15 protein-coding genes and 2 tRNA genes are annotated in these 23,074 nt (G+C 68.6%); 9 read left to right on the top strand and 8 right to left on the bottom strand.

Going from position 1 to position 23,074, the window contains the following annotated elements; translation table 11 throughout:
• Positions 1 to 9 precede the first annotated feature (9 nt).
• The 4 genes from ACYVHG_RS15255 to ACYVHG_RS15240 all read right to left on the bottom strand — a co-directional run bounded on the left by ACYVHG_RS15255 (position 10) and on the right by ACYVHG_RS15240 (position 4,034).
• Positions 10 to 669, bottom strand: a complete 660-nt coding sequence (locus ACYVHG_RS15255; RefSeq protein WP_461168325.1) for a response regulator — start codon at positions 667 to 669, stop codon at positions 10 to 12.
• On the bottom strand, positions 659 to 2,305 hold the full coding sequence (locus ACYVHG_RS15250) for a sensor histidine kinase (protein WP_461168324.1): 1,647 nt from the start codon (positions 2,303 to 2,305) through the stop codon (positions 659 to 661). The genes ACYVHG_RS15255 and ACYVHG_RS15250 overlap by 11 nt, the downstream gene beginning before the upstream one ends.
• Before the next feature lie 37 nt (positions 2,306 to 2,342).
• Positions 2,343 to 3,752, bottom strand: a complete 1,410-nt coding sequence (locus ACYVHG_RS15245; RefSeq protein ID WP_461168323.1) for a CitMHS family transporter — start codon at positions 3,750 to 3,752, stop codon at positions 2,343 to 2,345.
• Between the two features lie 208 nt (positions 3,753 to 3,960).
• Positions 3,961 to 4,034, bottom strand: a tRNA-Arg gene (locus ACYVHG_RS15240).
• A gap of 108 nt (positions 4,035 to 4,142) precedes the next feature.
• Between ACYVHG_RS15240 and ACYVHG_RS15235 the strand changes: the two genes are divergently transcribed.
• The 3 genes from ACYVHG_RS15235 to cmrA are packed head-to-tail and all read left to right on the top strand — an operon-like array spanning position 4,143 to position 7,639.
• Positions 4,143 to 4,730: a PadR family transcriptional regulator gene (locus ACYVHG_RS15235; RefSeq protein ID WP_461168322.1), complete on the top strand. Its 588-nt coding sequence runs from the start codon at positions 4,143 to 4,145 to the stop codon at positions 4,728 to 4,730.
• A gap of 22 nt (positions 4,731 to 4,752) precedes the next feature.
• On the top strand, positions 4,753 to 6,783 hold the full coding sequence (locus ACYVHG_RS15230; protein ID WP_461168321.1) for an FAD-dependent oxidoreductase: 2,031 nt from the start codon (positions 4,753 to 4,755) through the stop codon (positions 6,781 to 6,783).
• 49 nt (positions 6,784 to 6,832) lie between these two features.
• Complete coding sequence (gene cmrA / locus ACYVHG_RS15225; RefSeq protein ID WP_461168320.1) at positions 6,833 to 7,639, top strand: mycolate reductase; 807 nt, start codon at positions 6,833 to 6,835, stop codon at positions 7,637 to 7,639.
• 66 nt (positions 7,640 to 7,705) lie between these two features.
• Here cmrA and ACYVHG_RS15220 read toward each other — a convergent pair whose 3' ends face one another.
• Entirely contained in the window at positions 7,706 to 9,253 is a 1,548-nt protein-coding gene (locus tag ACYVHG_RS15220) for a helicase HerA-like domain-containing protein (RefSeq protein ID WP_461168319.1), read from the bottom strand.
• 33 nt (positions 9,254 to 9,286) lie between these two features.
• On the opposite strand from ACYVHG_RS15220, the gene orn reads away from it, so the two are divergent.
• The 5 genes from orn (at position 9,287) to ACYVHG_RS15195 (ending at position 18,497) form a co-directional block, all read left to right on the top strand.
• Positions 9,287 to 9,883, top strand: a complete 597-nt coding sequence (gene orn / locus ACYVHG_RS15215) for an oligoribonuclease (RefSeq protein WP_461168318.1) — start codon at positions 9,287 to 9,289, stop codon at positions 9,881 to 9,883.
• A gap of 102 nt (positions 9,884 to 9,985) precedes the next feature.
• Positions 9,986 to 10,061 (top strand) — tRNA-His (locus ACYVHG_RS15210).
• Positions 10,062 to 10,252: 191 nt separating this feature from the next.
• Positions 10,253 to 15,787: a glutamate synthase-related protein gene (locus tag ACYVHG_RS15205; protein WP_461168317.1), complete on the top strand. Its 5,535-nt coding sequence runs from the start codon at positions 10,253 to 10,255 to the stop codon at positions 15,785 to 15,787.
• Positions 15,784 to 17,565, top strand: a complete 1,782-nt coding sequence (locus tag ACYVHG_RS15200; protein ID WP_461168316.1) for a sulfite reductase subunit alpha — start codon at positions 15,784 to 15,786, stop codon at positions 17,563 to 17,565. Before ACYVHG_RS15205 ends, ACYVHG_RS15200 begins: the two co-directional genes overlap by 4 nt.
• A gap of 140 nt (positions 17,566 to 17,705) precedes the next feature.
• Positions 17,706 to 18,497, top strand: coding sequence for a hypothetical protein (locus tag ACYVHG_RS15195; RefSeq protein ID WP_461168315.1), 792 nt, complete (start codon positions 17,706 to 17,708; stop codon positions 18,495 to 18,497).
• A gap of 10 nt (positions 18,498 to 18,507) precedes the next feature.
• Here the strand turns inward: ACYVHG_RS15195 and putP are convergent, their stop codons facing one another.
• Positions 18,508 to 19,998, bottom strand: coding sequence for a sodium/proline symporter PutP (gene putP / locus ACYVHG_RS15190; protein ID WP_461168314.1), 1,491 nt, complete (start codon positions 19,996 to 19,998; stop codon positions 18,508 to 18,510).
• 189 nt (positions 19,999 to 20,187) lie between these two features.
• Between putP and ACYVHG_RS15185 the strand changes: the two genes are divergently transcribed.
• Positions 20,188 to 21,012, top strand: a complete 825-nt coding sequence (locus ACYVHG_RS15185; RefSeq protein ID WP_461168313.1) for a trypsin-like peptidase domain-containing protein — start codon at positions 20,188 to 20,190, stop codon at positions 21,010 to 21,012.
• Here ACYVHG_RS15185 and ACYVHG_RS15180 read toward each other — a convergent pair.
• Positions 21,009 to 22,559, bottom strand: coding sequence for a PH domain-containing protein (locus ACYVHG_RS15180; protein ID WP_461168312.1), 1,551 nt, complete (start codon positions 22,557 to 22,559; stop codon positions 21,009 to 21,011). The genes ACYVHG_RS15185 and ACYVHG_RS15180 overlap by 4 nt on opposite strands.
• Complete coding sequence (locus ACYVHG_RS15175) at positions 22,546 to 23,070, bottom strand: PH domain-containing protein (protein WP_461168311.1); 525 nt, start codon at positions 23,068 to 23,070, stop codon at positions 22,546 to 22,548. The genes ACYVHG_RS15180 and ACYVHG_RS15175 overlap by 14 nt, the downstream gene beginning before the upstream one ends.
• Positions 23,071 to 23,074 lie beyond the last annotated feature (4 nt).

Here is a 23,074-nt window from a genome sequence, read left to right as displayed (position 1 = left end):
CCGAACGTGTCACACCAGCGCGTAGCGCTGACGGGGCCGCCCGGTGGAGCCGTACTGCAGTTCCATGGTGAGAGTGCCCTCGCGGACCAGTTCCGCGAGGTACCGGCGGGCGGTCGCCGGTGCCACGCCGACTTCGGCGGCGATGTCGTCGGCGAGCAGCGGGCCGCCGGCCGCGCGCAGGGCTTCGACGATTCGTCGTTCGGTGACCGAGCCGGAGTCCTCGCGGCGTTGCGGCCGCCGGTCCGAACGCAGCACCGAGGCCGCGGCGTCGACCTGCTCCTGAGTCACCTCCCCACCGTCGAGGATCCGCCGGTAGGCGGTGTACCCGGCCAACCGGCGGGCGAGTTCGGTCGCGGAGAACGGCTTGATGAGGTACTGCAGGGCGCCGGCGGCGAAACCGGCGCGGACGCTCGCGGCGTCGTCCGCCGCGCCCAGGATGAAGCAGTCGCAGTCGGCCTCACGGACGAAGTCGATCCCGGATCCGTCAGGGAGGTACACGTCCACCAGAGCGAGGTCGACCCGCTTCTCGCGCAGGAGGGCACGTGCCTCGGACAGGGTGCGCGCCGAGCCGACGGTGCTCAGGCCCGCCATCGTGTCCACCACCTTGGCGTGCATGGCCGCCACCCGGAAGTCATCGTCGACCACCAGGATCCGCAGGTCACTCGGCATCGTCGTGCACTCCCTCCGGCAGGGTCGCCATCACGGTGGTCGGCTCGCCGCCACCGCCTTCCCGGGAGGCGCCTCCGCGGGAGACGACACTGACCTCGCCGCCGTGTCCGCGGGCGACCTGCCGGGCGATCGCCAGGCCCAGGCCGCGCCCGCCGGGGACGGTGGGATCGGTGCGTGTGGAGACGCCCTCCGCGAACGGATCGCCGACGGTGAATCCAGGGCCGCTGTCGGTGACGACCACGGCCAGGTCGTCGCCGTCGCGCAGCACGTCCAGTTCGACCTCCCGCGGCTCACTCCCCTCCGCAGCGGCGTCGATCGCATTGTCGAGCAGGTTCCCCACCAGGGTGGTGGTGTCCACCGGGTAGGCGAGCACGCCGACGAACGCCGTGTCCGAGCCGATCCGCAGCGTGACGCCGCGTTCGCGGGCGCGGGCCGCCTTCGCGGAGACGAACGCGCTCAGGTGCGGCTCGTCGAGGCGGTCCAGTCCGGACACCGGCAGCACGCCCGCGCGACCGGCGACCTCCTCGATGTAGGCCAGGGCCTCGTCGGTGCGGCCGTCGCGCAGTAATCCGGTCACCACGTGAACCCGGTTCGCGGTCTCGTGCCGCTGCGCCCGCAGGGCCCCACTCATCGCCTGCACCGAGTCGAGTTCCCTGGTCAGAGCCTCGAGGTCGGTCCGGTCCACCGCGGTGAGGACGGTTCCGAGGTCGGTTCCGTCGCGGTGCACGCGCCGCGAGGCCACCAGCACGACTCGTTCGTTGACGGCCGCGGCCACCGGGGTGTCGGTGGGGTTGTCGACCACCGCGGCGACCCGGTCGGTCAGGCCCAGGTCCGCGAGCGGGGTCCCCGGTTCGGCGGTGATCCCGAGTAGTTCGCGGGCGCGGTCGTTGATCACCCTGGTCACGCCTCGGGCATCGATGGCGACCACGCCTTCGGACCCGGAATGCAACACCGCCTCCTGTTCCCGGATCAGTTCCGCCATCTCTTCCGGTTCGAGCCCGAGAGTCAGGCGCCGCCACCGTCGGGCGAGAAGACCCGAGCCCGCGATCCCGACGGCCAGGGCGATCGCGATCAGACCGGCCATGAGCAGCATGGTCCGGCGGGCCGCTGCGGCGACGGTGCCGGTGGAGACACCGACACTGACCAGGCCGACGACGCGACCGTCGTCCCCGAGGATCGGGGCCTTCGCGCGCACCGAGTCCCCGAGGGTTCCACGCTGTTCGGTGAGTTCGACCTTGCCCGCCAGCGCGGTCGACGGGTCGGTGCTCAACGGTTGTCCGAGCAGGTCCGGCTCCGGGTGCGCGATCCGGAAGCCGGCGTCGTCAGCGATCACCACGAACATCACGTCGGTGCGGTCGATGATGGCGAGGATCTGGCGCTGCAGCGGTTCGGCGGCCAGTTGGGCCGCACTTGCCGGACGTCCGGCGCGACGGGCCGCGGACTGCTCGGCGGCACCGGCACGGACCTCCGCGTCGGAGGCGACGGTCTGGGCGATCGCCTCGGCCCGCAGGCCGAACTCCCTGCGGGTCTCGGAATCCACGCGGTGCAGGACGATACCGAAACCGGCGGCCAGGCTGACGACGATGATCACCACCTGGAGCAGGAGAATCTGCGTACGCAGCCTGATCCTGGGCATCGTCATAGCCTAGCCGCCGGCAAGCGGATTCAGAGCTTTAGAACGGGATCTGGCCGAGCAGGATTCCCACTCCGAGCATGACCAGCGAGACCACGGCCGCTCGCCAGAGCACCTTCTTGTGGTGGTCGGCCAGTCCGACACCGGCCAGGGCCACCAGCAGCAGGATCGCCGGAACCAGCGGGCTCTGCATGTGGAAGGGCTGTCCGGTGATCGAGGCCCGCGCCATCTCGGCGGCGCTGATCCCGTAGTTGCTCGCGGTCTCCGAGAGCACCGGCAGGATGCCGAAGTAGAAGGCGTCGTTGGACATCAGGAACGTGAACGGGATCGACAGGATGCCGGTGATGAGCGCCAGGTGCGAGCCCATGGAGGACGGGATGATGCTGGTCACCCACGCGGCGACCGATTCGACCATGCCGGTGCCCTTGAAGACTCCGGTGAGCACCGCTGCGGCGAAGACCATACCTACCACCGACACGATGGACTTCGAGTGCCGGGTGATGGCCTCCTGCTGATCGGCGACCTTCGGGAAGTTCACGGCCAGTGCGATGGCAGCGGCGATCATGAACAACACCGGGATCGGCAGCAGGTCGAGGGTGAGCACACCGAGCAGGGCGGCGGTCAGGGCGGCGTTGAACCACAGCAGCTTCGGGTTGCCGACGTGGTCACCGGCGGCGGTCAGGGCGCTGTCGCCGGCAGCGGCGGGCGTGCGGGGCGAGGTGGGTGCGTCATCGTCCGAGCCGGTGGCGTCGGAGCCGGCGGCTCCGCCGGTGCCGACGGTGCCCCCGGTCTCGCCGGAGCCAACGCCGGCGAGGACCCGCTCGCGGATGACGATGCTGCCGATGCGCTTTCGCTCCATCAGTCCGAGGTGCCAGGCGAAGGCGAAGACCACGACCATGCCGGCGATCAACGACGGGATCATCGGGATGAAGACCTCGGACGGTGAGATCTTCAGCGCGGCGGCAGCGCGTGCGGTGGGCCCGCCCCAGGGCAGGATGTTCATCGTTCCGTTGGCCAGGCCTGCTACCACGGTGAGCACCACCGGACTCACGCCCAGTTTGAGGTAGAGCGGCAGCAGTGCGGAGGTGGTCACGATGAAGGTGGTCGAACCGTCGCCGTCCAGGGAGACGACTCCGGCGAGCACCGCGGTGCCGACCACCAGCTTCGCGGGGTCCTCCCCCACGAGCCGGACCACCGCTTTGACGACCGGGTCGAACAGGCCGACGTCGATCATCACGCCGAAGAAGACGATGGCGAAGAACAGCATCGCTGCGGTGGGCGCGAGGTCCTTGATCCCGCTGGTGATCATCTTGCCTATGCCGGTGCCTGCACCGGCGAGTAGACCGAAGACCACCGGGACGGCTATCAGCGCGACGATGGGCGTCGCGCGGCGCGTCATGATGACCACCATGAACGCTGCCACCATGGTCAGTCCCAGAACTGTCAGCATGGGATTCTCCTCGTGGAATGAATGATCGGGATAACACGAGAAGCATGGACGTGACCCGGCTCACAGCGCGATCTTGTGCTTATTAGTCGCACTTCTGCGCGTTTCGCGCGACACGACACGCGTACACGCGGGCAGTTCATCGTTCGTTTACGTAACGGAATACCTGGGGTAACGCCGCGAGCGACCGGCCTGCGATCGACGGGATGTGCGCCCCCGGCAGGAATCGAACCTGCGACCTAGAGATTAGAAGGCTCTTGCTCTATCCAACTGAGCTACGGAGGCAGTGACGCGCTGGTCATCCTATCGGGAAGTACGCGGTCGTCCGACCTCTGCATCACCACGCACTGCAATCAGTTGCATAGCCCGGTGGGTGGCGGTAGCGTCGCATCCGTGGCCCTCGAACACGCACTGCTCGTCTCGCTGAGCGAGCGCTCCGGCTCCGGGTATCAGCTCACCCGGCGCTTCGACCGTTCGATCGGACACTGGTGGCGGGCCTCCCACCAGCAGATCTACAAGACACTTGCACGGATGACCGAGAGCGGGCTCGTCACGTTCGTCGAACAGGCGCAGGACGGCAAGCCCGACAAGAAGGTGTACTCGATCACCGACACCGGCCGAAAAACCCTCTCCGAATGGATCCGCACCCCGGGCAAGGACCTGTCCGACCGCCGTGAACTGGCCACCAAGATCCGCGGCGCGGCACCGTCGGACCTACCCCACCTGACCGACGAGATCCGGCGCATCCGGGCTCTGCACACCGAACGCGCCGAGCTTTTCCGCAGCCTGGAGAATCGCGATTACCCCGCACCCACCGCCCTGACCGGGACCGCTCTGCAGCAGTACCTGGTGCTCCGCGGCGGGGTGCTCTCCGAACAGGCCGCCGTCGATTGGCTCGACGAGGTCCTGAGCGCACTGGCACTGCCCACACCGTCCGAAGTCCATTCCACACCAGCACAGCCCACAACAGCCCAGCACTGAACCAGCCGACGAAGGATCAGCCATGTCAGCGAAGTACCCCCACCTGCTCGAACCCCTCGACCTCGGGCACACCACGCTCAAGAACCGCGTCGTGATGGGCTCCATGCACACCGGACTCGAAGACCTGCCCTGGGACATGGGCAAGCTCGCCGCCTATTTCGCCGCCCGCGCCAAGGGCGGTGTGGGCCTGATCATCACCGGCGGCTACTCCCCCAACATCACCGGCTGGCTGCTTCCCGCGGGCGCGAAGATGTCCAGTCCGATCGACGCGATCCTGCACAAGAAGGTCACCGACGCCGTGCACGCCGAGGGCGGCAAGATCGCGATGCAGCTGCTGCACGCCGGCCGCTACGCGTACCACCCGCTCAGCGCCTCCGCGAGCTCGATCAAGGCGCCGATCAATCCGTTCAAACCGCGCGCGATGCACGATCTCGAGGTGCGCAAGACCATCCGGGACTTCGGCAACGCCGCGCGCACCGCGCAGAAGGCCGGCTACGACGGCGTGGAGGTGATGGGCGGCGAGGGCTACCTGATCAACCAGTTCCTCGCCGCGCGCACCAACAAGCGCACCGACCGCTGGGGCGGCTCGGCGGAGAACCGTCAGCGGTTCCCGGTCGAGATCGTCAAGGAGATCCGCAAGCGCTGCGGCAAGGACTTCATCGTCGTCTTCCGGCTCTCGATGGCTGATTTCGTCGACGAGGGCCAGACCCGGGACGAGATCATCTCGCTCGCACACAAACTCGAAGCCGCCGGCGTCGACATCCTCAACACCGACATCGGGTGGCACGAGGCCCGCGTGCCCACGATCGTGACCTCGGTCCCCCGTGCCGCCTTCGCCGCGTTCACCGCCGATGTCACCCGCGCGGTGAACATCCCGGTGTGCGCCGCGAACCGGATCAACATGCCCGAGACCGCCGAGGACATTCTCGAGCGGGGCGACGCCCAGCTGGTGCAGATCGCCCGGCCGCTGCTGGCCGATCCGGAGTGGGTGAACAAGGCCGCCGGCGAGCGAGCCGACGAGATCAACACCTGCATCGGTTGCAACCAGGCATGCCTGGATCACGCCTTCGTGCACAAGAAGGTCTCCTGCCTGGTGAACCCACGGGCCGGACGGGAGACGGATCTGGTGCTCGCCCCGACCCGCGCCGCGAAGCGGGTCGCCGTGGTCGGCGCCGGCCCCGCCGGTCTTTCCGCCGCGGTCAGCGCCGCCGAACGCGGACACAAGGTGGAGCTCTTCGAAGCCGGAGACCGGATCGGCGGCCAGTTCGGCTACGCCGCGAAGATCCCCGGCAAGGAGGAGTTCAACGAGACCATCCGGTACTTCACCACCATGCTCGACCGGAACCAGGTCACCGTGCACCTGAACACCCGGGCCGGTGTCGACGATCTGGCCGGCAAGTTCGACGAGGTCGTTCTCGCGACAGGTGTGGTGCCGCGTGTCCCGTCGTTCCCCGGTGTCGATCACCCGAAGGTCATCACCTACGCCGAGGCGATCAGCGGGGCCAAGGACATCGGCGACACCGTCGCGATCATGGGCGCCGGCGGCATCGGCTTCGACGTGGCCGAGTTCGTCACCACGGACAAGTCACCGACGCTGCACCTGGATGAGTGGAACGCCGAGTGGGGCGTGACCCGTCAGGGCGACGTGCCCGGATTCGTGACCAAGCCGAACCCCTCACCCTCGGCCCGATCCAAGGTGTACATGCTGCAGCGCAAGAGCACCCCGCAGGGCATCGGTCTGGGCAAGACCACCGGCTGGGTCCACCGTGCGGCAGTGAAGATGAAGGGGGTCGAGCAGCTGCGCGGGGTGAACTACGAGAAGGTCGACGACGCCGGCCTGCACATCACCTTCGGCGAGGAGCGCAAGGACGGCCGGGTGCTCGATGTGGAGACGGTGATCCTGTGCACGGGCCAGGAGTCGGTGCGCGAACTGGACGCCGCGCTCGCCGAACGCGGTGTGAAGGTGCACGTGATCGGCGGCGCCGCGCTCGCGGCCGAACTGGACGCCAAGCGGGCCATCCGACAGGGCACCGAGGTGGCCGCGGCACTGTAGCTCCCCGGTGGAGCCGCCTCGGCGACCGGCTCGGTTACGATCTGGACTCATGCCTGTTCCCGCACCCAGTTCGTCCGCCCGCGCCGTCGTCACCGGCGGCTCCTCCGGTATCGGCGTCGCCCTGGCCACCGAACTCGCCCGCCGGGGTCACTCGGTGATCCTGGTGGCGCGCAGCACCGGTCCGATGGAGGAGCTGGCCGCCGCCCTGCGCAGCCGGTTCGGGGTCGAGGCCGAGGTCCGCGGGGTCGACCTGTCCGATCCGGTGGCGCGGGGCGAGCTGTGCAAGGAGCTCGCCGGCCGGGAGATCTCGATCCTGTGCAACAACGCAGGCACCGCGACGTTCGGCAAGATCATCGACCTGGATGCTGCGTACGAGCGCGCGCAACTGGAGCTGAACGCGAATGCGGTGCACGATCTGACGCTCGCGGTTCTGCCGCAGATGGTCAAGCGCGGTAACGGCGGCATCCTCACCACCGGGTCCGCGGCGGGCAACATGCCGATCCCGAACAATGCCACCTACGCGGCGTCGAAGGCCTTCGCGAACACCTTCTCGGAGTCACTGCGCGGTGAGGTCAAGCCACTCGGCGTGCATGTGACGCTGCTGGCCCCCGGACCAGTGCGCACCGAGCTCCCCGATCCAGCGGATCGCTCCACGGTGGAGAAGGTCGTTCCCGAGTTCCTCTGGGTGAACACCGAGTACACCGCCCGAGTCTCGCTGGACGCGCTGGAGAAGAACCAGATGCGGGTGGTCCCCGGACTGCTCTCGAAGGGCATGTCCGTGGCCGGCAACTACAGCCCGCGCAGGATCATCGCGCCGATCGTGGGCCAGATGTACAAGAAGCTCGCGGGCAACTGACCAAGACTCCGGTCACTGACCCGCGGTATCCGTGGGTCAGTGACCGGAGTTTTCCGGTCGCCGGGGTCAGCGGCGACGCTTGGTCCCGAAGATGCTGCGCGTGATCTCCCGCCCGGCGCTGGAGGCGGCCGAGCGCAGGAACGACTTCACCGCCGGATTGCCCATGACATCGGAGACCCAGGATGATTCAGCCTCCTGCTGCTGCGGAGCGGGCGGAGGCGGGGGCGCCTGCTCGGCGGGCGCGTTGTCCTGCTGCGCCTGCTGGGCGTTCTGTGCGAGCTTCTCGAAGGCCGAGACGTTGTCCACGGTCTGCGAGTACTTCGCCCACAGCGGCGAGGCCTGGGCTGCCGAGCGGACCGCGTCGTCGCCGATCGCGGCCATCAGCGACCGGGGCGCCCGCAGCCGGGTCCACGCCACCGGGGTCGGCGCACCCTTCTCCGAGAGCACGGTCACGATCGCCTCACCGATGCCGAGGCTGGTCAGGGCCTCATCGAGCTTGTAGGTCGGTGAGGTGGGGTAGGTCTTCACCGTCTTACTCAGCGCCGCCTGATCCTCCGGGGTGAAGGCGCGCAGGGCGTGTTGCACGCGGGCGCCGAGCTGGCTGAGCACCGGGTTAGGGATGTCGGTGGGCAACTGTGAGCAGAAGAAGACACCGACACCCTTCGAACGGATCAGCTTCACCGTCTGCTCGACCTGATCCTTGAACGCCTTGGTGGCGTCGGCGAACAGCAGGTGCGCCTCATCGAAGATGAACACCAGCTTCGGCTTGTCCAGGTCGCCGGCCTCCGGCAGGTACTCGAACAGATCCGCCAGTACCCACATCAGGAAGGTGGAGAACAACGCGGGCCGTGCCGCCTGATCACCCAGTTCGAAGACCGTCACGATGCCCTGGCCGCCGGCGGTGCGCAGGAGGTCGGCCATGTCGATCTCGGGCTCACCGAAGAAGGTGTCGCCGCCTTCTGCCTCGAGGTTGGCGAGGTTGCGCAGGATCACGCCCGCGGTCTGCTTGCTGACGCCGCCGATGCCTTCCAGGTCCGCCTTCCCCTCGGCGGAGGTGAGGTACGCGATCACCGAACGCAGATCCTTCAGGTCCAGCAGTTCGAGCTGATTCTGATCGGCCCAGTGGAAGATCAGCCCGAGCACAGACTCCTGGGTGGCGTTCAGTCCGAGGACCTTGGCCAGCAGGATCGGGCCGAAGGCCGAGACGGTCGCACGTACCGGCACGCCCACCCCCGTGGTGCCGAGCGAGACGAACTCCGTCGGGACGGCCGAGGGTTTCCAATCGTCACCGGTGTCGGCGGCGCGGGCCGTGGTCTTGTCGTTGGCCTCACCGGGCTTGGACAGTCCGGCGAGGTCACCCTTGATGTCGGCGAGCACGACCGGCACACCGTTGGCCGAGAGTTGCTCGACGATGAGCTGCAGTGTCTTCGTCTTACCGGTTCCGGTCGCGCCGGCGACAAGACCGTGGCGGTTCATCATGGCCAGCGGGATCCGGACCTTGGCCGCGGGATCGACGGCACCGTCCACCACGACGGTGCCCAGCTCCAGCGCGGGTCCCGAGAATTCGTAGCCGGCTGCGATCGTCTGCGCCGGTGAGTTCGCGTTGTCAGTCACGCTGCAAACACTAGCTTGGATACGCTGAACCGCGTGGACGACAAACTGGTATGGGTCGATTGTGAGATGACCGGTCTGGATCTTGGCTCCGACCGGCTGATCGAGATCGCCGCTCTGGTGACCGACGGCGACCTGAACATCCTCGGTGACGGTGTGGACCTGGTGATCCACGTCGACGATGCCGCCCTCGACGGCATGCCGCCGGTAGTGCAGGAGATGCACGCCCGCTCGGGCCTGACGGATGAGGTTCGGGCGTCGACGGTGACCGTGCGCGAGGCCGAGGACGCGGTTCTCGCCTACCTCCGCGAACACATCGACGCCGGTGCAGTGCCGCTCGCGGGCAACTCGATCGCCACCGACCGCCGGTTCATCGCCCAGGAGATGCCCGAGTTGGACGCCTTCCTCCACTACCGGATGGTCGACGTGAGTTCGATCAAGGAACTGTGTCGCCGGTGGTACCCGCGGATCTACTTCGGTCAGCCCGACAAGGGGCTCGCCCACCGCGCGCTCGCAGACATCCGTGAGTCGATCCGAGAGCTGAAGTACTACCGCAGTACCGCGTTCGTCCCCACACCGGGACCGTCGACGGAGGAGATCTCGGCGTCCGTCGCAGCACTCGGCCCGGCGTGACGTCCCAGTTCAGACGCGGCGACGGTGCGGTGCGGTAACCGATTGGCTTCCACCTGGCAGCGTCGGGTAGAGTTCTTCGAGCCTGGCGATCCCAGGCACCTGGTGGGTGTAGTTCAGTTGGTAGAGCACCAGATTGTGATTCTGGCTGTCGCGGGTTCGAGTCCCGTCATCCACCCCAAGCGGTGAAGGCCGGTCGATCAGCGGAATGCTGACCGACCGGCCTTTCTCGTTTCTCAGGGGGCACGGGCGAGAAGACCGGCGATCGGGCGGCAATCGGATTCCTCACCGTGACCGAACCCACATGGCGCATCCATAAGGTTAGCCTTACCATTCTCACTTCAGGCACGCGTCCCGGGTGAGAGTGATCAGTTGAGCGAACCACGTACCGGTCTGTACGACCCCACCCGGGAGTCGAGCGCCTGCGGCGTCGGCTTCATCACCCGCAAGGACGGCACACAGCATCACGACGTGATCGCCTACGGCGAACACGCGCTGTGCGCCATCCCGCACCGCGGGGGCATGTCCGCGGAGGGCGTGGGCGACGGCGCCGGGGTCAATGTCGACCTGTCCGTGGAGTTCTTCCGCGCGATCACCGGACTGCCGCTCGAACGCGGTCGGTTCGGGGTCGCCAACTTGTTCCTGCCCTCCGACCCGGCCCAAGGGCCGACCGCCCGCGCAATCGTCCGCACGGCCCTCACCGACCACGGTTTCCAGGTGATCGCCGAGCGCGACGTCCCGGTCGACCCCGGCGCGATCCGTCCCGCCGCACTCGGGCACCAACTCCCCATCACCCAGTGGGTGTTCACACCACCGGCGGGCCTGCCGAGGGTCGACGTGGACCGCGCGGCCAACGCCGCCCTGCTCACCATCGAGCAACTCGCCTACGGCACACCTGAGCTCGCGGGCCTGTACCCGCTGTCTTTGAGCACACGCACCCAAACCCTCAAGGGACGCCTCAACGCCGATGAGGTCATCCGGTACTTCACCGATCTCACTGACCCACGACAGTCGGTGTGCACCTTGTACTTCCACACCCGATTCTCCACGAACACCGAGCCGCACCCGTCCATGGCCCAACCGTTCCGGTTGATGGCGCACAACGGCGAGCTCAACACCGATCGCAAGAACCGTCTCGCCGACGACGCAGTCGCCCGCGCCAAGGATCGGACCATCGTCCGCCCGCCAGGGCAGTCGGATTCGAGCCGCCTCGACCAGTCGTTGCAGAGCAGGGTGATCGACGACGGCCTGAGCCTGGTCGAAGCGGTCGTCTCACTGATGCCTCCGGCCTGGGAGAACGACGGCACAGTACCGCCGCCGGTCCGGGACATGCTCGAGTACTTCTCCCTCAGCGAGGAGAAGAACGACGGACCCGCTGCGCTGATCTTCTCCGACGGTGACGTGGTCGGAGCGCGCCTGGACCGTCTGGGGCTGCGGCCCTTGCGCAGCGTCGAGACCTCGGACTACGTCGTCGTCGCCTCGGAGGCCGGACAGGTCCCGTTCCCCGCGGACTCGGTGATCCACCGTGGACGCATCGAGGCCGGCGGCATGCTCTACGTGGACCACCGGGCCGGCGACGGCCGGGTCCGCCGCACCCGCGAGGCGCTCGACCTCCTGGCGGCGCGCCGAGACTACGCCTCACTGCTCGACGCCGCCCGGGTGAATCTCACCGAGCTCGCGCCGCCCCCCATCCAGCGGGACACGGCCACCCTCGGATACCCGGGCGATCTCAGTCTCCACGGCCGGTACGTCGCCTATTCACTCAACCAGGAGAGCTTCCGGTTCCTGCTCGACCCGATGCTGACCGACGGCGCCGAGCGGATCTCCGCCATGGGTTACGGTAACGCGATCAATGCCCTGTCGGACCACGAGGGAGGCATGGCCAAGTACTTCTCCCAGCGCTTCGCCCAGGTGACGAACCCTCCGCTGGACTCGATCCGCGAGGCCGAGGCGATGAGCATGCGGGTGGCTCTGGGCAACGCGGAGCACGGCCACGCCGCTCCGCAGATCGTCGTCGAATCACCGATCCTCAGCCATCTCGACATGGTCAGACTCCGCCACCAGCAGGTGACTCCGATCCGCCAGTTCGACCTGTTGTACCGGCCCCACCCGGATGACGCGGCGGCGAACGCCGATTCCGTTCTCACCGCGGTCGAACGGCTCACCGCTGAGGTGGAGGCCTTCGCCCGCGACGGTGGCGGCATCGCCGTCCTCTCCGACCGTGGTATCTCCACCGAACTGGCACCACTGCCCCTGCTGCTGGCGCTCGCCGCCGTCGACGTCCGGCTCACCGAAACCGGTCTGCGGCTCCGGCTCTCGCTGCTCGCCGAGAGCGGTCAATTGCCGTCATCGCACCACATCGCCGCAGCATTGGGCTTCGGCGCTTCGGCGGTGTACTCGCTGTCCGCACGGCTGCGGGCGGAGGAGCGGTTTCCAGCGGACGCGGCGCCCGCCACCGAGACCACCGACACCGACCGCGCGTTCGACCGGTTCCGCGCAGCGGCGGAGAAGTCACTCGCCAAGACGATGGGCCGGGTGGGTCTGTGCACCGCCGAGTCGTACATCGGCGGCCAGTTCTTCGAGCCCAACTACCTCGATACGCGGGATCCGGTGCTGGCCCGGTACTTCCCGCACCTGGACGCTCCGGTCGGCGGCGTCGGGTTCACCCGGATCGCAGAGGCGAACTCCGACTGGCACGAGCGTGCGGCCGCCGTGGCCGAAGAACGTGACGTGCCGCTGCTGGGCCTGTTCAAGGAACGCTCCGACGGCGCCGGACACTCGTACGGCATCAACGCAGTCCGCGGCTTCACCCGGATGGCCGAGGAACCACTCGCCCTGACCGGCCCGGACGGCATCGGGTCCACGTCGCTGCGCCTTTTGACCCTCTCGCGCCTCGGGGACGCCTTCGGACTGGACGACGACGCCTACCGCAACAGCGGCTTCAAAGCACTGCTGCCGCGTCAGATCGACGGCTTCGAGATCACGGACGGCTACCGGGAGTTCCTCGCCGCCACCCTGGCCGAACGGGAGAGCCGTCCCTCGGCGTTGCGCGACGTGCTCGCACTGCCCGCGGACGTCACGATGCTCACCACGGCACAGGAGTTCCACCGCGAGCTCGCCCGGTTCTCCCTGGAGGGCAATGCGAGCCTGCCGACGCGGGGCCTGACCGTGGAAACCGACCCGGACGGTCGGTTCCGGGTGTGCCTAACAGACACCCCGGAACACGAGACCGCGACGGCCTACGCCGGGTTCACCGCGTTCCTCCACGAGATGTTCGCCGGTGAGGTGACGGTGCAGACGCATGCCGGCACCGCCGTCCTGATCGCGGCCACCGGACGGGCCCGCGAATACCTGTCGATGCTGTGCGCCGCTCCCCGGTCGCTACCGCTGGACGAGGTGCAGCCCGCGCACGAGATCACGCGCACCCTGGCGTCCGGCGCGATGAGCCACGGCGCGCTCGTCGCCACCGCCCACGAGGCCGTGGCGCACGGCACCAACATGGTCGGTGGCATGTCCAACTGCGGCGAGGGCGGCGAGCACCGCACGCGGTACGGCACCATCCGTGGCTCCCGGATCAAGCAGTTCGCCTCGGGGCGGTTCGGCATCTGGTCGGGATACCTGGCGGACCCGATGCTCGAGGAACTGGAGATCAAGATCGGCCAGGGCGCCAAGCCCGGCGAGGGCGGACAGTTGCCGGGGCCGAAGGTCACCGTCGACATCGCGGCGGCCCGGGGTGGCACACCCGGTATCGAACTGATCTCTCCCCCACCGCACCACGACACCTACTCGATCGAGGACCTGGCGCAGCTCATCCACGATTGCAAGGCCGCCCGAGTCCGAGTGATCGTCAAGCTGGTCTCCTCCGAGGGCATCGGGACGATCGCGGTCGGCGTCGCGAAGGCCGGCGCGGACCTGATCAACGTGGCCGGCAACACCGGCGGCACCGGCGCAGCCGCCGTCACCAGCCTCAAGTACGCCGGACGATCCGCTGAGATCGGCGTGGCCGAGGTGCACCAGGCTCTGGTGGCGAACGGTCTGCGCGACAAGGTGACCCTGCGCTGCTCCGGCGCGCACCAGACCGGCGGCGACGTAGTGGTGTCCGCCCTACTCGGGGGCGATTCGTTCGAGTTCGGTACCACGGCACTGATGATGCTCAAGTGCGTGATGGCCAAGAACTGCAACCTCAAGTGCCCGGCCGGACTCACCACGAATCCTGAGGTCTTCGACGGGGATCCGCGCGCGCTTGCGCAATACCTGCTCAACATCGCACACGACGTGCGTACTCTGCTCGCCCGCCTCGGACTCCGGTCGCTGCGGGAGGCGCGCGGGCGCACCGATCTACTCCAACTGCTGGAACATCCCGCGGCAGTGGGGCATCTCGATGTCCGCGCGATGCTGCACGCACCGCCGCCGCGGACCATCGACGATCCGGTGTACCTGGAGAAGGACTACTCGGTGGACGACCACCTGCTGCACGAGGTCCGCGAGCGCCTGTTCGGTGCGGGCACCGAGTCGATCGCCGTCGACGACGTGGCACTGACGAACCCGAACAAGTCGGTGGGCGGCCAGCTCGCGATCGATCTCGAACGTGTGCTCAACCACCCCGACGCCGACCAGCGCGGGGCCTTCGCGGGCACCACTGCACCCGAGGATCACCCTGCGGTGCTCACCGACGAGCGCGGTCGCCGCTTCCTCGCCGACGGGGCCGTGCGGGTACACACGCACGGCAGCGCCGGACAGTCCTACGGGGTGTTCTGCACCGACGGTATGGACCTGCGGCACACCGGGACCGCCAACGACGGGGTCGGCAAGAGCCAGTGCGGCGGCCGCATCGTGGTCCGCTCCCCCGGCGGTGGTGGGGACGCCGCCGGCGCCAACGTGCTGATCGGCAACTTCGCCCTGTTCGGCGCCACGGGCGGGAGGACCTTCGTGCAGGGCGAGGCCGGTGACCGCTTCGCGGTGCGCAACTCCGGCGCCACCGCCGTGGTCGAGGGGGTCGGCGACTACTGCTGCGAGTACATGACCGGGGGCGCAGTCCTGAACCTCGGCGGATTCGGCAAGGGCCTGGGCAACGGCATGAGCGGCGGGTTCGTCTACCAGTACGACCCTGCGCGACGGGCCGCGGGCGCCGCCAGCACCTCATTGCACGTCGAGGCCCTGGTCGACCCACGGACACCAGCCTTCCACGAGTCCGCGGTGCGCATCATGCTCGGCTGGCACGCCGAGGCGACCGGATCGCCGCTGGCCGCACGGCTGCTCGCCGATTGGGCGGAGACCCGCGAGAGCATCGCGGTGGGCACCCCCCTGGCCCTCCTGCGCTACCAGGACGCCGACCACATCTGGGCGGCACACGGCCGCAAGGATCTGCTCGACGAACTGGCGGGATCCGTTGCCGCGGATCGCCTCCGCGAGTTCAAACGCTCACTGCGAGCGGGAACCCCGGTCGGCGGTGGCACCGCACCGCGGTTCGGCGACACCCGCTCCGCGCACGCCTTCTCCCTGCTCTCGTCGTTCACGGTGCTGTCGCTGGCGCAAGAGGTCGCCGCCGAGCGCGTACCGGGTGCGACGGGACACGACGATCCGCGGGTGTCCGCACGCGCCCGGAATCTGGTACTCACCGAGGACTTCGCCGTCCGACAGCGACTGACCAAGTACCTGCGAGCCAGACTGGACACCTTCCAGGACGCGGAACTGGCCGCACTCATCGCCACGAAGCGACTCGCCGACTACACCACCTCACTCGAGGAACGGAACGTGCTGAGCATGGACGCGCCCGGCACGTACGGCTGGATCCTGCACCACCGCGCACGTAACGCCGCAGCCCTGGACGGGGCAGCGGTGAACGCCATGCTGGTCGAAGGAGCGATGCCCGACCTGGTTCGATTCGCGAAGGAGACCCTGGCATGAGCGCTCCCGGCTATGCCCTCCCCGAAGCCGATTCGTCCGCGCTCATCGACGTCTTCACCGGCGACCAGCGGGCGTGGTTATCGGGATTCCTGGCCGGTCTCGCCGCGTCGCAGGCCGGCCAGGCCCAGGCCGAGACCGCCGCGACGCTGCACGCGACGGTGCTCTACGGTACGCAGACCGGCAACAGCGAGGAACTCGCGGAGCGGTTGGTGGGAATGCTGCGCGAGGGCGGACTGGGTGCCGAGCTCGCCGCCCTCGACGACACCGACCCCGCCCGGCTGGCCGATGCCTCGCACCTGCTGGTGGTCACCTCCACCTACGGTGAGGGTGAGATGCCCGACAACGCCGAGTTGTTCTGGGAGGCACTGTCGTCCGACACCGCACCGCGGCTCGAGCACCTCCACTTCTCCGTACTCGCACTCGGCGACAGCGGCTACGAGGGATTCTGCCGGGCGGGACAGATCCTCGACACCCGGTTCGAACAACTCGGCGCGACCCGCCTCGCACCCCGAGCGGACTGCGATGTGGACTTCGAGGAGCCCGCCACGGCGTGGCTGCAGGAGGTGGTCGGACGGCTGCGCGCGATGGCGGCGCACCTGGATCCCGGCGACTCCGTCGCCGTTCCCGTGGCCCCCGCGCCGACGGCACCGTCGAAGCCCCGGTCTCGATGGAACAAGAAGAACCCGTTCCCCTCCCGGCTGGTGGAGAACCGCCTGCTGTCCGGCACCGGGAGCGCCAAGGAGATCCGGCACTTCGAGTTCGCTCTCGCCGACAGCGGCATCGAGTACGCGGCGGGCGATGCCCTGAACGTGATGCCGCGCAACGCACCCGCACTGGTCGATGCCCTGCTCGCGGCTCTCGGTGCCGCTGCGGACACCGATGTCGACGGTGCCCCGCTCGCGGCCCGCATGACCACCGACTGGGAGATCTCCACACCGTCGAAGGACCTGCTCAAGACGCTCGCTGAGCGCTCCCCCGAGTCCGAACTCGCCGCGGTCCTGGCGCGCGGCGAGCGAGAGACCCTCGACGCATGGCTGTGGGGGCGCGACGTCCTGGACCTGCTGCACGGGTGCGACGACGCCCGCATCGAACCCGCAGAGCTCCCCGACCTGCTCCGTCCCCTGCAACCGCGGGCGTACTCGATCTCGTCGAGCCCGTTGACCAGCCCCGACCGCATCCACCTGACGGTGGCGTCGGTGCGGCACGGCGCGGACACCGGGCGCGAACACCAGGGCGTGTGTTCGACCTTCCTCGCCGACCGCTGCGGCACCACGGACGCGGTGGGGATCTCGCTGCAACCCAACGCGGCCTTCCGGGTGCCCTCCGACCCCGACCGGCCGGTGATCATGGTCGGCCCCGGTACCGGCATCGCCCCGTTCCGAGCGTTCCTGCACGAACGCGCCGCGTCGTCGGCGGGCGGCCGCAATTGGCTGTTCTTCGGCGACCAACACCGCGACACCGATTTCATCTACGCCGATGAACTGGCCGGCTTCACCGAGGCCGGTGTGCTGCATCGCCTCGACCTCGCCTTCTCGCGGGACCAGGCGGACAAGATCTACGTGCAGACCCGGATGCTCGAAGCGGCGCGGGAGCTGTACGCGTGGTTGGAGGACGGCGGGCACTTCTACGTGTGCGGCGACGCCGTGCGCATGGCCAAGGACGTGGACCAAGCACTGCGGGACGTGGTCGCCGCACAGCGCGGCCGCGGCGCCGACGACGCCGACGAGTACATCGCGGCGCTCAAGCGGGACAAGCGCTACGTGCGGGACGTCTACTGATGCGCCCCCGGCCCTGTCCCGGATGCGGCCGCGACCGGGGCAGGTGCCCGCTGCAGCGCTCACGCGGCTGCGTCCCGATCGACGGTGCCTCGGCGACCGAGGTCGCGAGTGCATTACCCCTGCTCGACACGGCTGTGGCGGTGACCGAGTCCATGGTCGCCACGCTCGCGCACGAGGGTCGCTACGACCGCCCGACCAGCTGCGGCGAGGAGTTCTCCGTGCACGCCGGCCGCATCGCACTGCGGATCGTGCCGGAACGGGTGGTGGGCGCCGTCACCGACGACGACACCCCTGGTGGGCCCGCCGACGCCAGCATGGTCGGACTCACCGACCGACGCGGTGCCGCCGTGCACCGCGCATTCGTGACCGCCGATCCGGACCGGATGATCGTGCGCGCGCTCGGCCACCTGGCACCGTCCGACCCGCATCGCGCGATGCTGTTCGGCGCGACCCCGCCCACCCCGTCTCCGGGCACCGCGGACGCCGCAGCACAGATCGACCCGATCCTCAACGGTGGACGCGAACGACTGCGGGCGCTCTGCTCGGCGGGCCCGCAAAGGTACCGTCAGATCACCACCGCGTGGGTTCCCCGCATCTTCGACCATCTCTGTGACAGCGGTCTGCCGACCGATCTCGCCGTCGTCTCGGAGGGGGTCGCCCAGGTCTGCCGCGGCGAGATCCACGCAGCACTGCGCGAGGGCCAGCGCCTGCTCACCGGTTTCGCCGACGCGGCGGTGGACATCGACCTGGCACGGGTGGACGGTTGCGCCGTGGTGCGCTCGACCGGACCCGCGGGCGCCGTCTCCGCGATCGAACTGTACGACGCCGGCGGGGCCTGTTCAGCGGTGCTCACCCAGTTCGGGCGGGTCGGCAGCGACGTCCACCTGGCTTGGGAGGCGATGGTGCAGTCGCTGTGCGAGACCGCTGCGTGAACTACCTCGGCTACTTCCCAGCGAGCCGGACGGCGTCGTCGAAGTCGGCGTCGATGGCACTGTCGGGCCGGTAGGTCGCCAGGCTGACGCCGACCGCGACCACGAGGTTGGCCAGGAAACCGGGCACGATCTCGTACAGCTCGAAGGGCGGCCACTGCCCCCAGACGAAGGCGACGACCGCGCCGACGATGAGCCCCGCGAGGGCGCCGGGGGCGGTGAGCCGGCGCCAGAACAGCGCCAGCAGCACGATCGGCCCGAACGACGATCCGAAGCCTGCCCAGGCGAATCCGACCAGTTCGAGGATGCTGTCGGACGGGTCGATCGCCAGCAGCACGGCGACCACCGCGACGATGAGCACCCCGAGCCGGCCGAGCGTGACGTACGACCGGTCGGAGATCCGGGCGCCGCGGCCGGTCTTCTCGGCGAAGATCTTGAACAGGTCCTCCACCAGCGCCGATGAGCAGACCACCAGCTGCGACGACACCGTCGACATGATGGCGGCGAGCACGGCCGCGAGTACCAGGCCCGCCACGAACGGGTGGAACAGGATCTGCGCGAGCACGAGGAACACCGTCTCCGGATCCTTCGGGGCCTTATCCGGGTGCAGTGCGAAGTAGGCGATGCCGATGAAGGCGGTGAAGATCGCGCCGAGCGCTGCCGCGACCATCCAACTGATACCGAAGCGCCGGGCCGTACCCGCTTCCTGCGGTGACCGCAATGCCATGAACCGGACGATGATGTGCGGCTGGCCGAAGTAGCCCAGGCCCCACGCCGCAGCGGAGATGATCCCCAGCGCGGTGCCGCCGGCGAACAGGCTGAAGAAGTTCGGGTTCACCGAGTCGACGGTGTCGACGGTGGCGGCCGGTCCACCGACCTCGATCAGCGCCACGATCGGTACCGCGACCAGCGCCGCGAGCATCATCAGCCCTTGCGCGACATCGGTGAGAGTGGCGCCGAGGAAGCCGCCGAACAGGGTGTAGATCATCGTGATCGCACCGACGATCAGCATGCCGTGGATGTACTCGACACCGAAGGTGCTGTCGAAGAACTTTCCGGCGGCCACCATGCCGCTGGAGACGTAGAAGGTGAAGAACACCAGGATGATCAACCCGCACACGATGCGCAGCGCCCGCGAGCGGTCACCGAGACGGTGCTCGAGGAAGCTGGGAATGGTGATCGAGTTGCCCGCCACCTCGGTGTACGAGCGCAGGCGCGGCGCGACCAGCTTCCAATTCAGCCAGGCGCCGACGGTCAGTCCGATCGCGATCCAGGACGCGACCAGCCCCTTCGCGTAGACGGCGCCCGGAAGGCCCATCAGCAGCCACCCGGACATGTCCGAGGCGCCGGCGCTGAGCGCCGCCACCCAGGGTTTGAGGCCGCGTCCGGCCAGCATGTAATCATCCAGGTTGTCACGGGTGCGGCGGAACGCACTCCAACCGATGTACAACATGGCGGCGAAGTACAGGGTCACTGCCACCGTCATGAAGGTCTGGTCAGACACGGGTGTCTCCCTCAGGTCCAAGAACCGGAACTCGTTGTTCGCGCTGAACGGATGCGACGAACGAAATGTCACTTCAGCACACTAATCTCACTCGAAGTCAGCATCGAGAATGGTAGGCTCGGCGACGGTTTTCGGGGGCACTTTTGCAGCCGCGACAAGTCACGACCGAGACCCTAGGAGGGTTCCACTTTGGCCGACGGACCAGGCATCGGTGCCGCACTGCGACGGGGGACGATCGGAGTGGTCACCGCAGCGGTAACCGCGGCAGTCCTGATTCCGGCTTCGGCCGGCGCCGCACCCGCCCCTGCTCCGGCACCCGCCCCTGCTCCGGCACCGTCCGGCCCCTCGATTCCGACCCGCACGCCCGCTCCCACCTCGGTGGCGCCCGGCGACCGGATCGACATCCTGCAGCGCTCCCTGGGCGACGGCCGGTTCGAGTCCCTGCACTGCACGATGGGGTTCGCGGTCACCGCACCGAACGGTGAACGACTGGGCGTGACCGCCGGACACTGCGGATCTCCCGCGCAACCGGTGGGGGTGAAGAAGTGGATCGTGGGCGAAGTCGTGCAGTCGAACGCCCCGAAGCTCCAACCGGACCCGAAGCGGCCCGGCCAGTTCTCCCCCATCGATCCGTACAGCCCGGACTGGGCCACTTTCCGGCTCACCGATCCGCAGGTCAAACTGCTGGCGTCGGCGCCGGGATTGACCCCCCGATCGGTGGGAACGGCGCGCGTCGGTGATCCGGTCTGCCAGATCGGCTCGGTGAACGGCCGGCGCTGCGGCAAGGTCACCAAGGTGGTCAACGACTGGGTGGTCTCGGACATCCAGACCACCCAGGGCGACAGCGGCGGGCCGTTGGTCCGCAGCACCGACAACGCCGCACTCGGCATCATCACCGACTCCGTGACCCTGACGGACACCGATTCCGGCAAGGTCACCGAGAAGTCGACCCAGTACTACGCGCTGAGCGCAGTCCTGCGGGCCGCGGGTAACGCCCGCCTCGCGACCGATTAGGCGAGGAAGCCACGCACCGTTCGCTCGTCGATGACGAGCGCGGTCCGCGTGGCGCGCTGGGCGGTCACATCCACCGCGCTCGACGATCCGGCAGCGGTCGCCAGGTGCAGCGTGAGTACCCCGGCACGGCGCTGGAACAGCGACTCGGAGGTGACGAATCCTATCACGCCATCGGTCTCCAGGACGGTCCGCGAGCGCGCGAGCGTGCCGGCACCGAGTACGACGATACCCTCGCCGGTGACCGAACCCAGGTGCGCGTACCGCACCCGGGCCAGGGGGAACGCCGAGCCCAGTACGACGATCGCGATCACAGCGGGGACGACCCAGGCCGCGATGGGAACGTCGGCGCTGGGGTCGTCGGCATCCACGACGAGCAGAGCGAGTGTCGCCACCGCGAACGGCAGCGCCAGCAGCGCCATCCCGAGGAACGATCGGGTGTACCTGCGGCGCAGCGCCTTCGACCCGTGCGGAATCAACTCCGACTCGGTGGCGCCGGGCCGGCCGAGTATCTCGTCGGCCACTCGGACCGCATCGGCCCGCGGAGCCGGCGGCAACAGCGTGGGGTTGCGGTCGGTGCCGGTGGCCACGGCCTTGAGTTTCGCGCCGCCCGGGATCCGCATGAGAACCGGTTCGTGCAAAGAGATCCCGCGCACCCGCTTGCGTTCAATCGTGGCCGCCACGGTGGAGATCAGCCCGCGAGTGGTGTGCAGCGCACCGTCGGAGCGGCGGACCAGGCGAAAGCCCCAGAAGGCGAGCAGGTAGGTCAGCACCGATACCAGCACCGACAGCACCAGGACGAGCACGATCACCAGTGGGATCAACACAATCGGACCGAGCTCGACCAGGCCACGGAACCACGATTGGGCGACCTCGTAACCACGGTCGTCCAGGCCGGTCTCGTCGAGGATCCGGAAACCGATTCCCGCTCCGGCGGCCACCAACGCGAACCCGGTGAGTGAGAACGGCGCGAAACGCAGCCAGCGCGGCGTGAACCGGGCCAGCTCCTGCTCGGCGGGTTCCCCGGATGCCCGGGCACCGTCTGCATCCTGCGCGTTCTCGACTGCCCCCTCACCATCGATCGCCGCCGCATTCGTCGGTACCGGCGTGCGCCGCAATAGATCCCGGCTCAACCGGTCCGCGATGGCGACCGGTATGGGGTCGAGGACCAGCGCGGACTGCTCACCACCGACGCCGGTCCCGACCGAGACCTTCCGCAACCGGAGCACCCGCTCGATCGGCCCGGCCGTGACATCGACACTGCGGATCCGGTCGCGGCGAGCGGTGGCAGACACCCGGCGAAGCAGCCCGTGCCGCAACTCCAGCTGATCCTCGGTGACCCGCCACCGCGTGGTCAGCCACGGCAGCATGCCCACCATGACGCTGATCGCCACACCGCCGACGATGAAGAACACCGGTCCGACGCTCCGGCCGACGAAGAAGACACCGATCAGGGCGGGAATCAGCGAGGGAATCGCCTTCACCACTCTGGTTCCGATCCCCCACGGGGAGAGTCGGTTCCAGGGCTGCTGCTGATCAGGTCGCGTCATCGGTGTTCTCCGAAGCGCTGACGGTCAGGCCTGCCGCGATGGACTCCGCGGTCTGTTCCGGCAGGCCGGAGATCCGCACGGTACCGGCCGACGATGCCGTCGTCACCGTCACCGTCGCCAGGCCGAAGGCGCGCTCCAGCGGTCCGGCGACGGTGTCGATCACCTGTACTCGCGAGACCGGGATCAGCACCCGGGTGCGGGTCAGCCATCCGGCCTGGGAGTAGACCGCCACCGGATTGATCTCCCAGCGATGGAAGGCGAACCGGAAGCGCGGCATGACGTACAGGTGTGCGGCGGCCGCGATCAGCAGCGCGAGCAACACCGGAACCACGACCAGCCACGGCACCGCCGGAATCAGGATCAAGGCGCCGGCGATCACCGGCAGCACTACCAGCCAACCGATGGCCGCGCGTACCGCCCACCACCGCTTCGCCGTCGGCGAGACCTGGTGGGCGGGAGCTCTGAGGACTTCGACGGCGCCGTTCTGGGCGAGGGTTCCGGATGCGTCCATGCGC

The organism is Tsukamurella serpentis (genome assembly GCF_054780975.1).
This window is presented reverse-complemented; position numbering and strand designations above follow the sequence as displayed.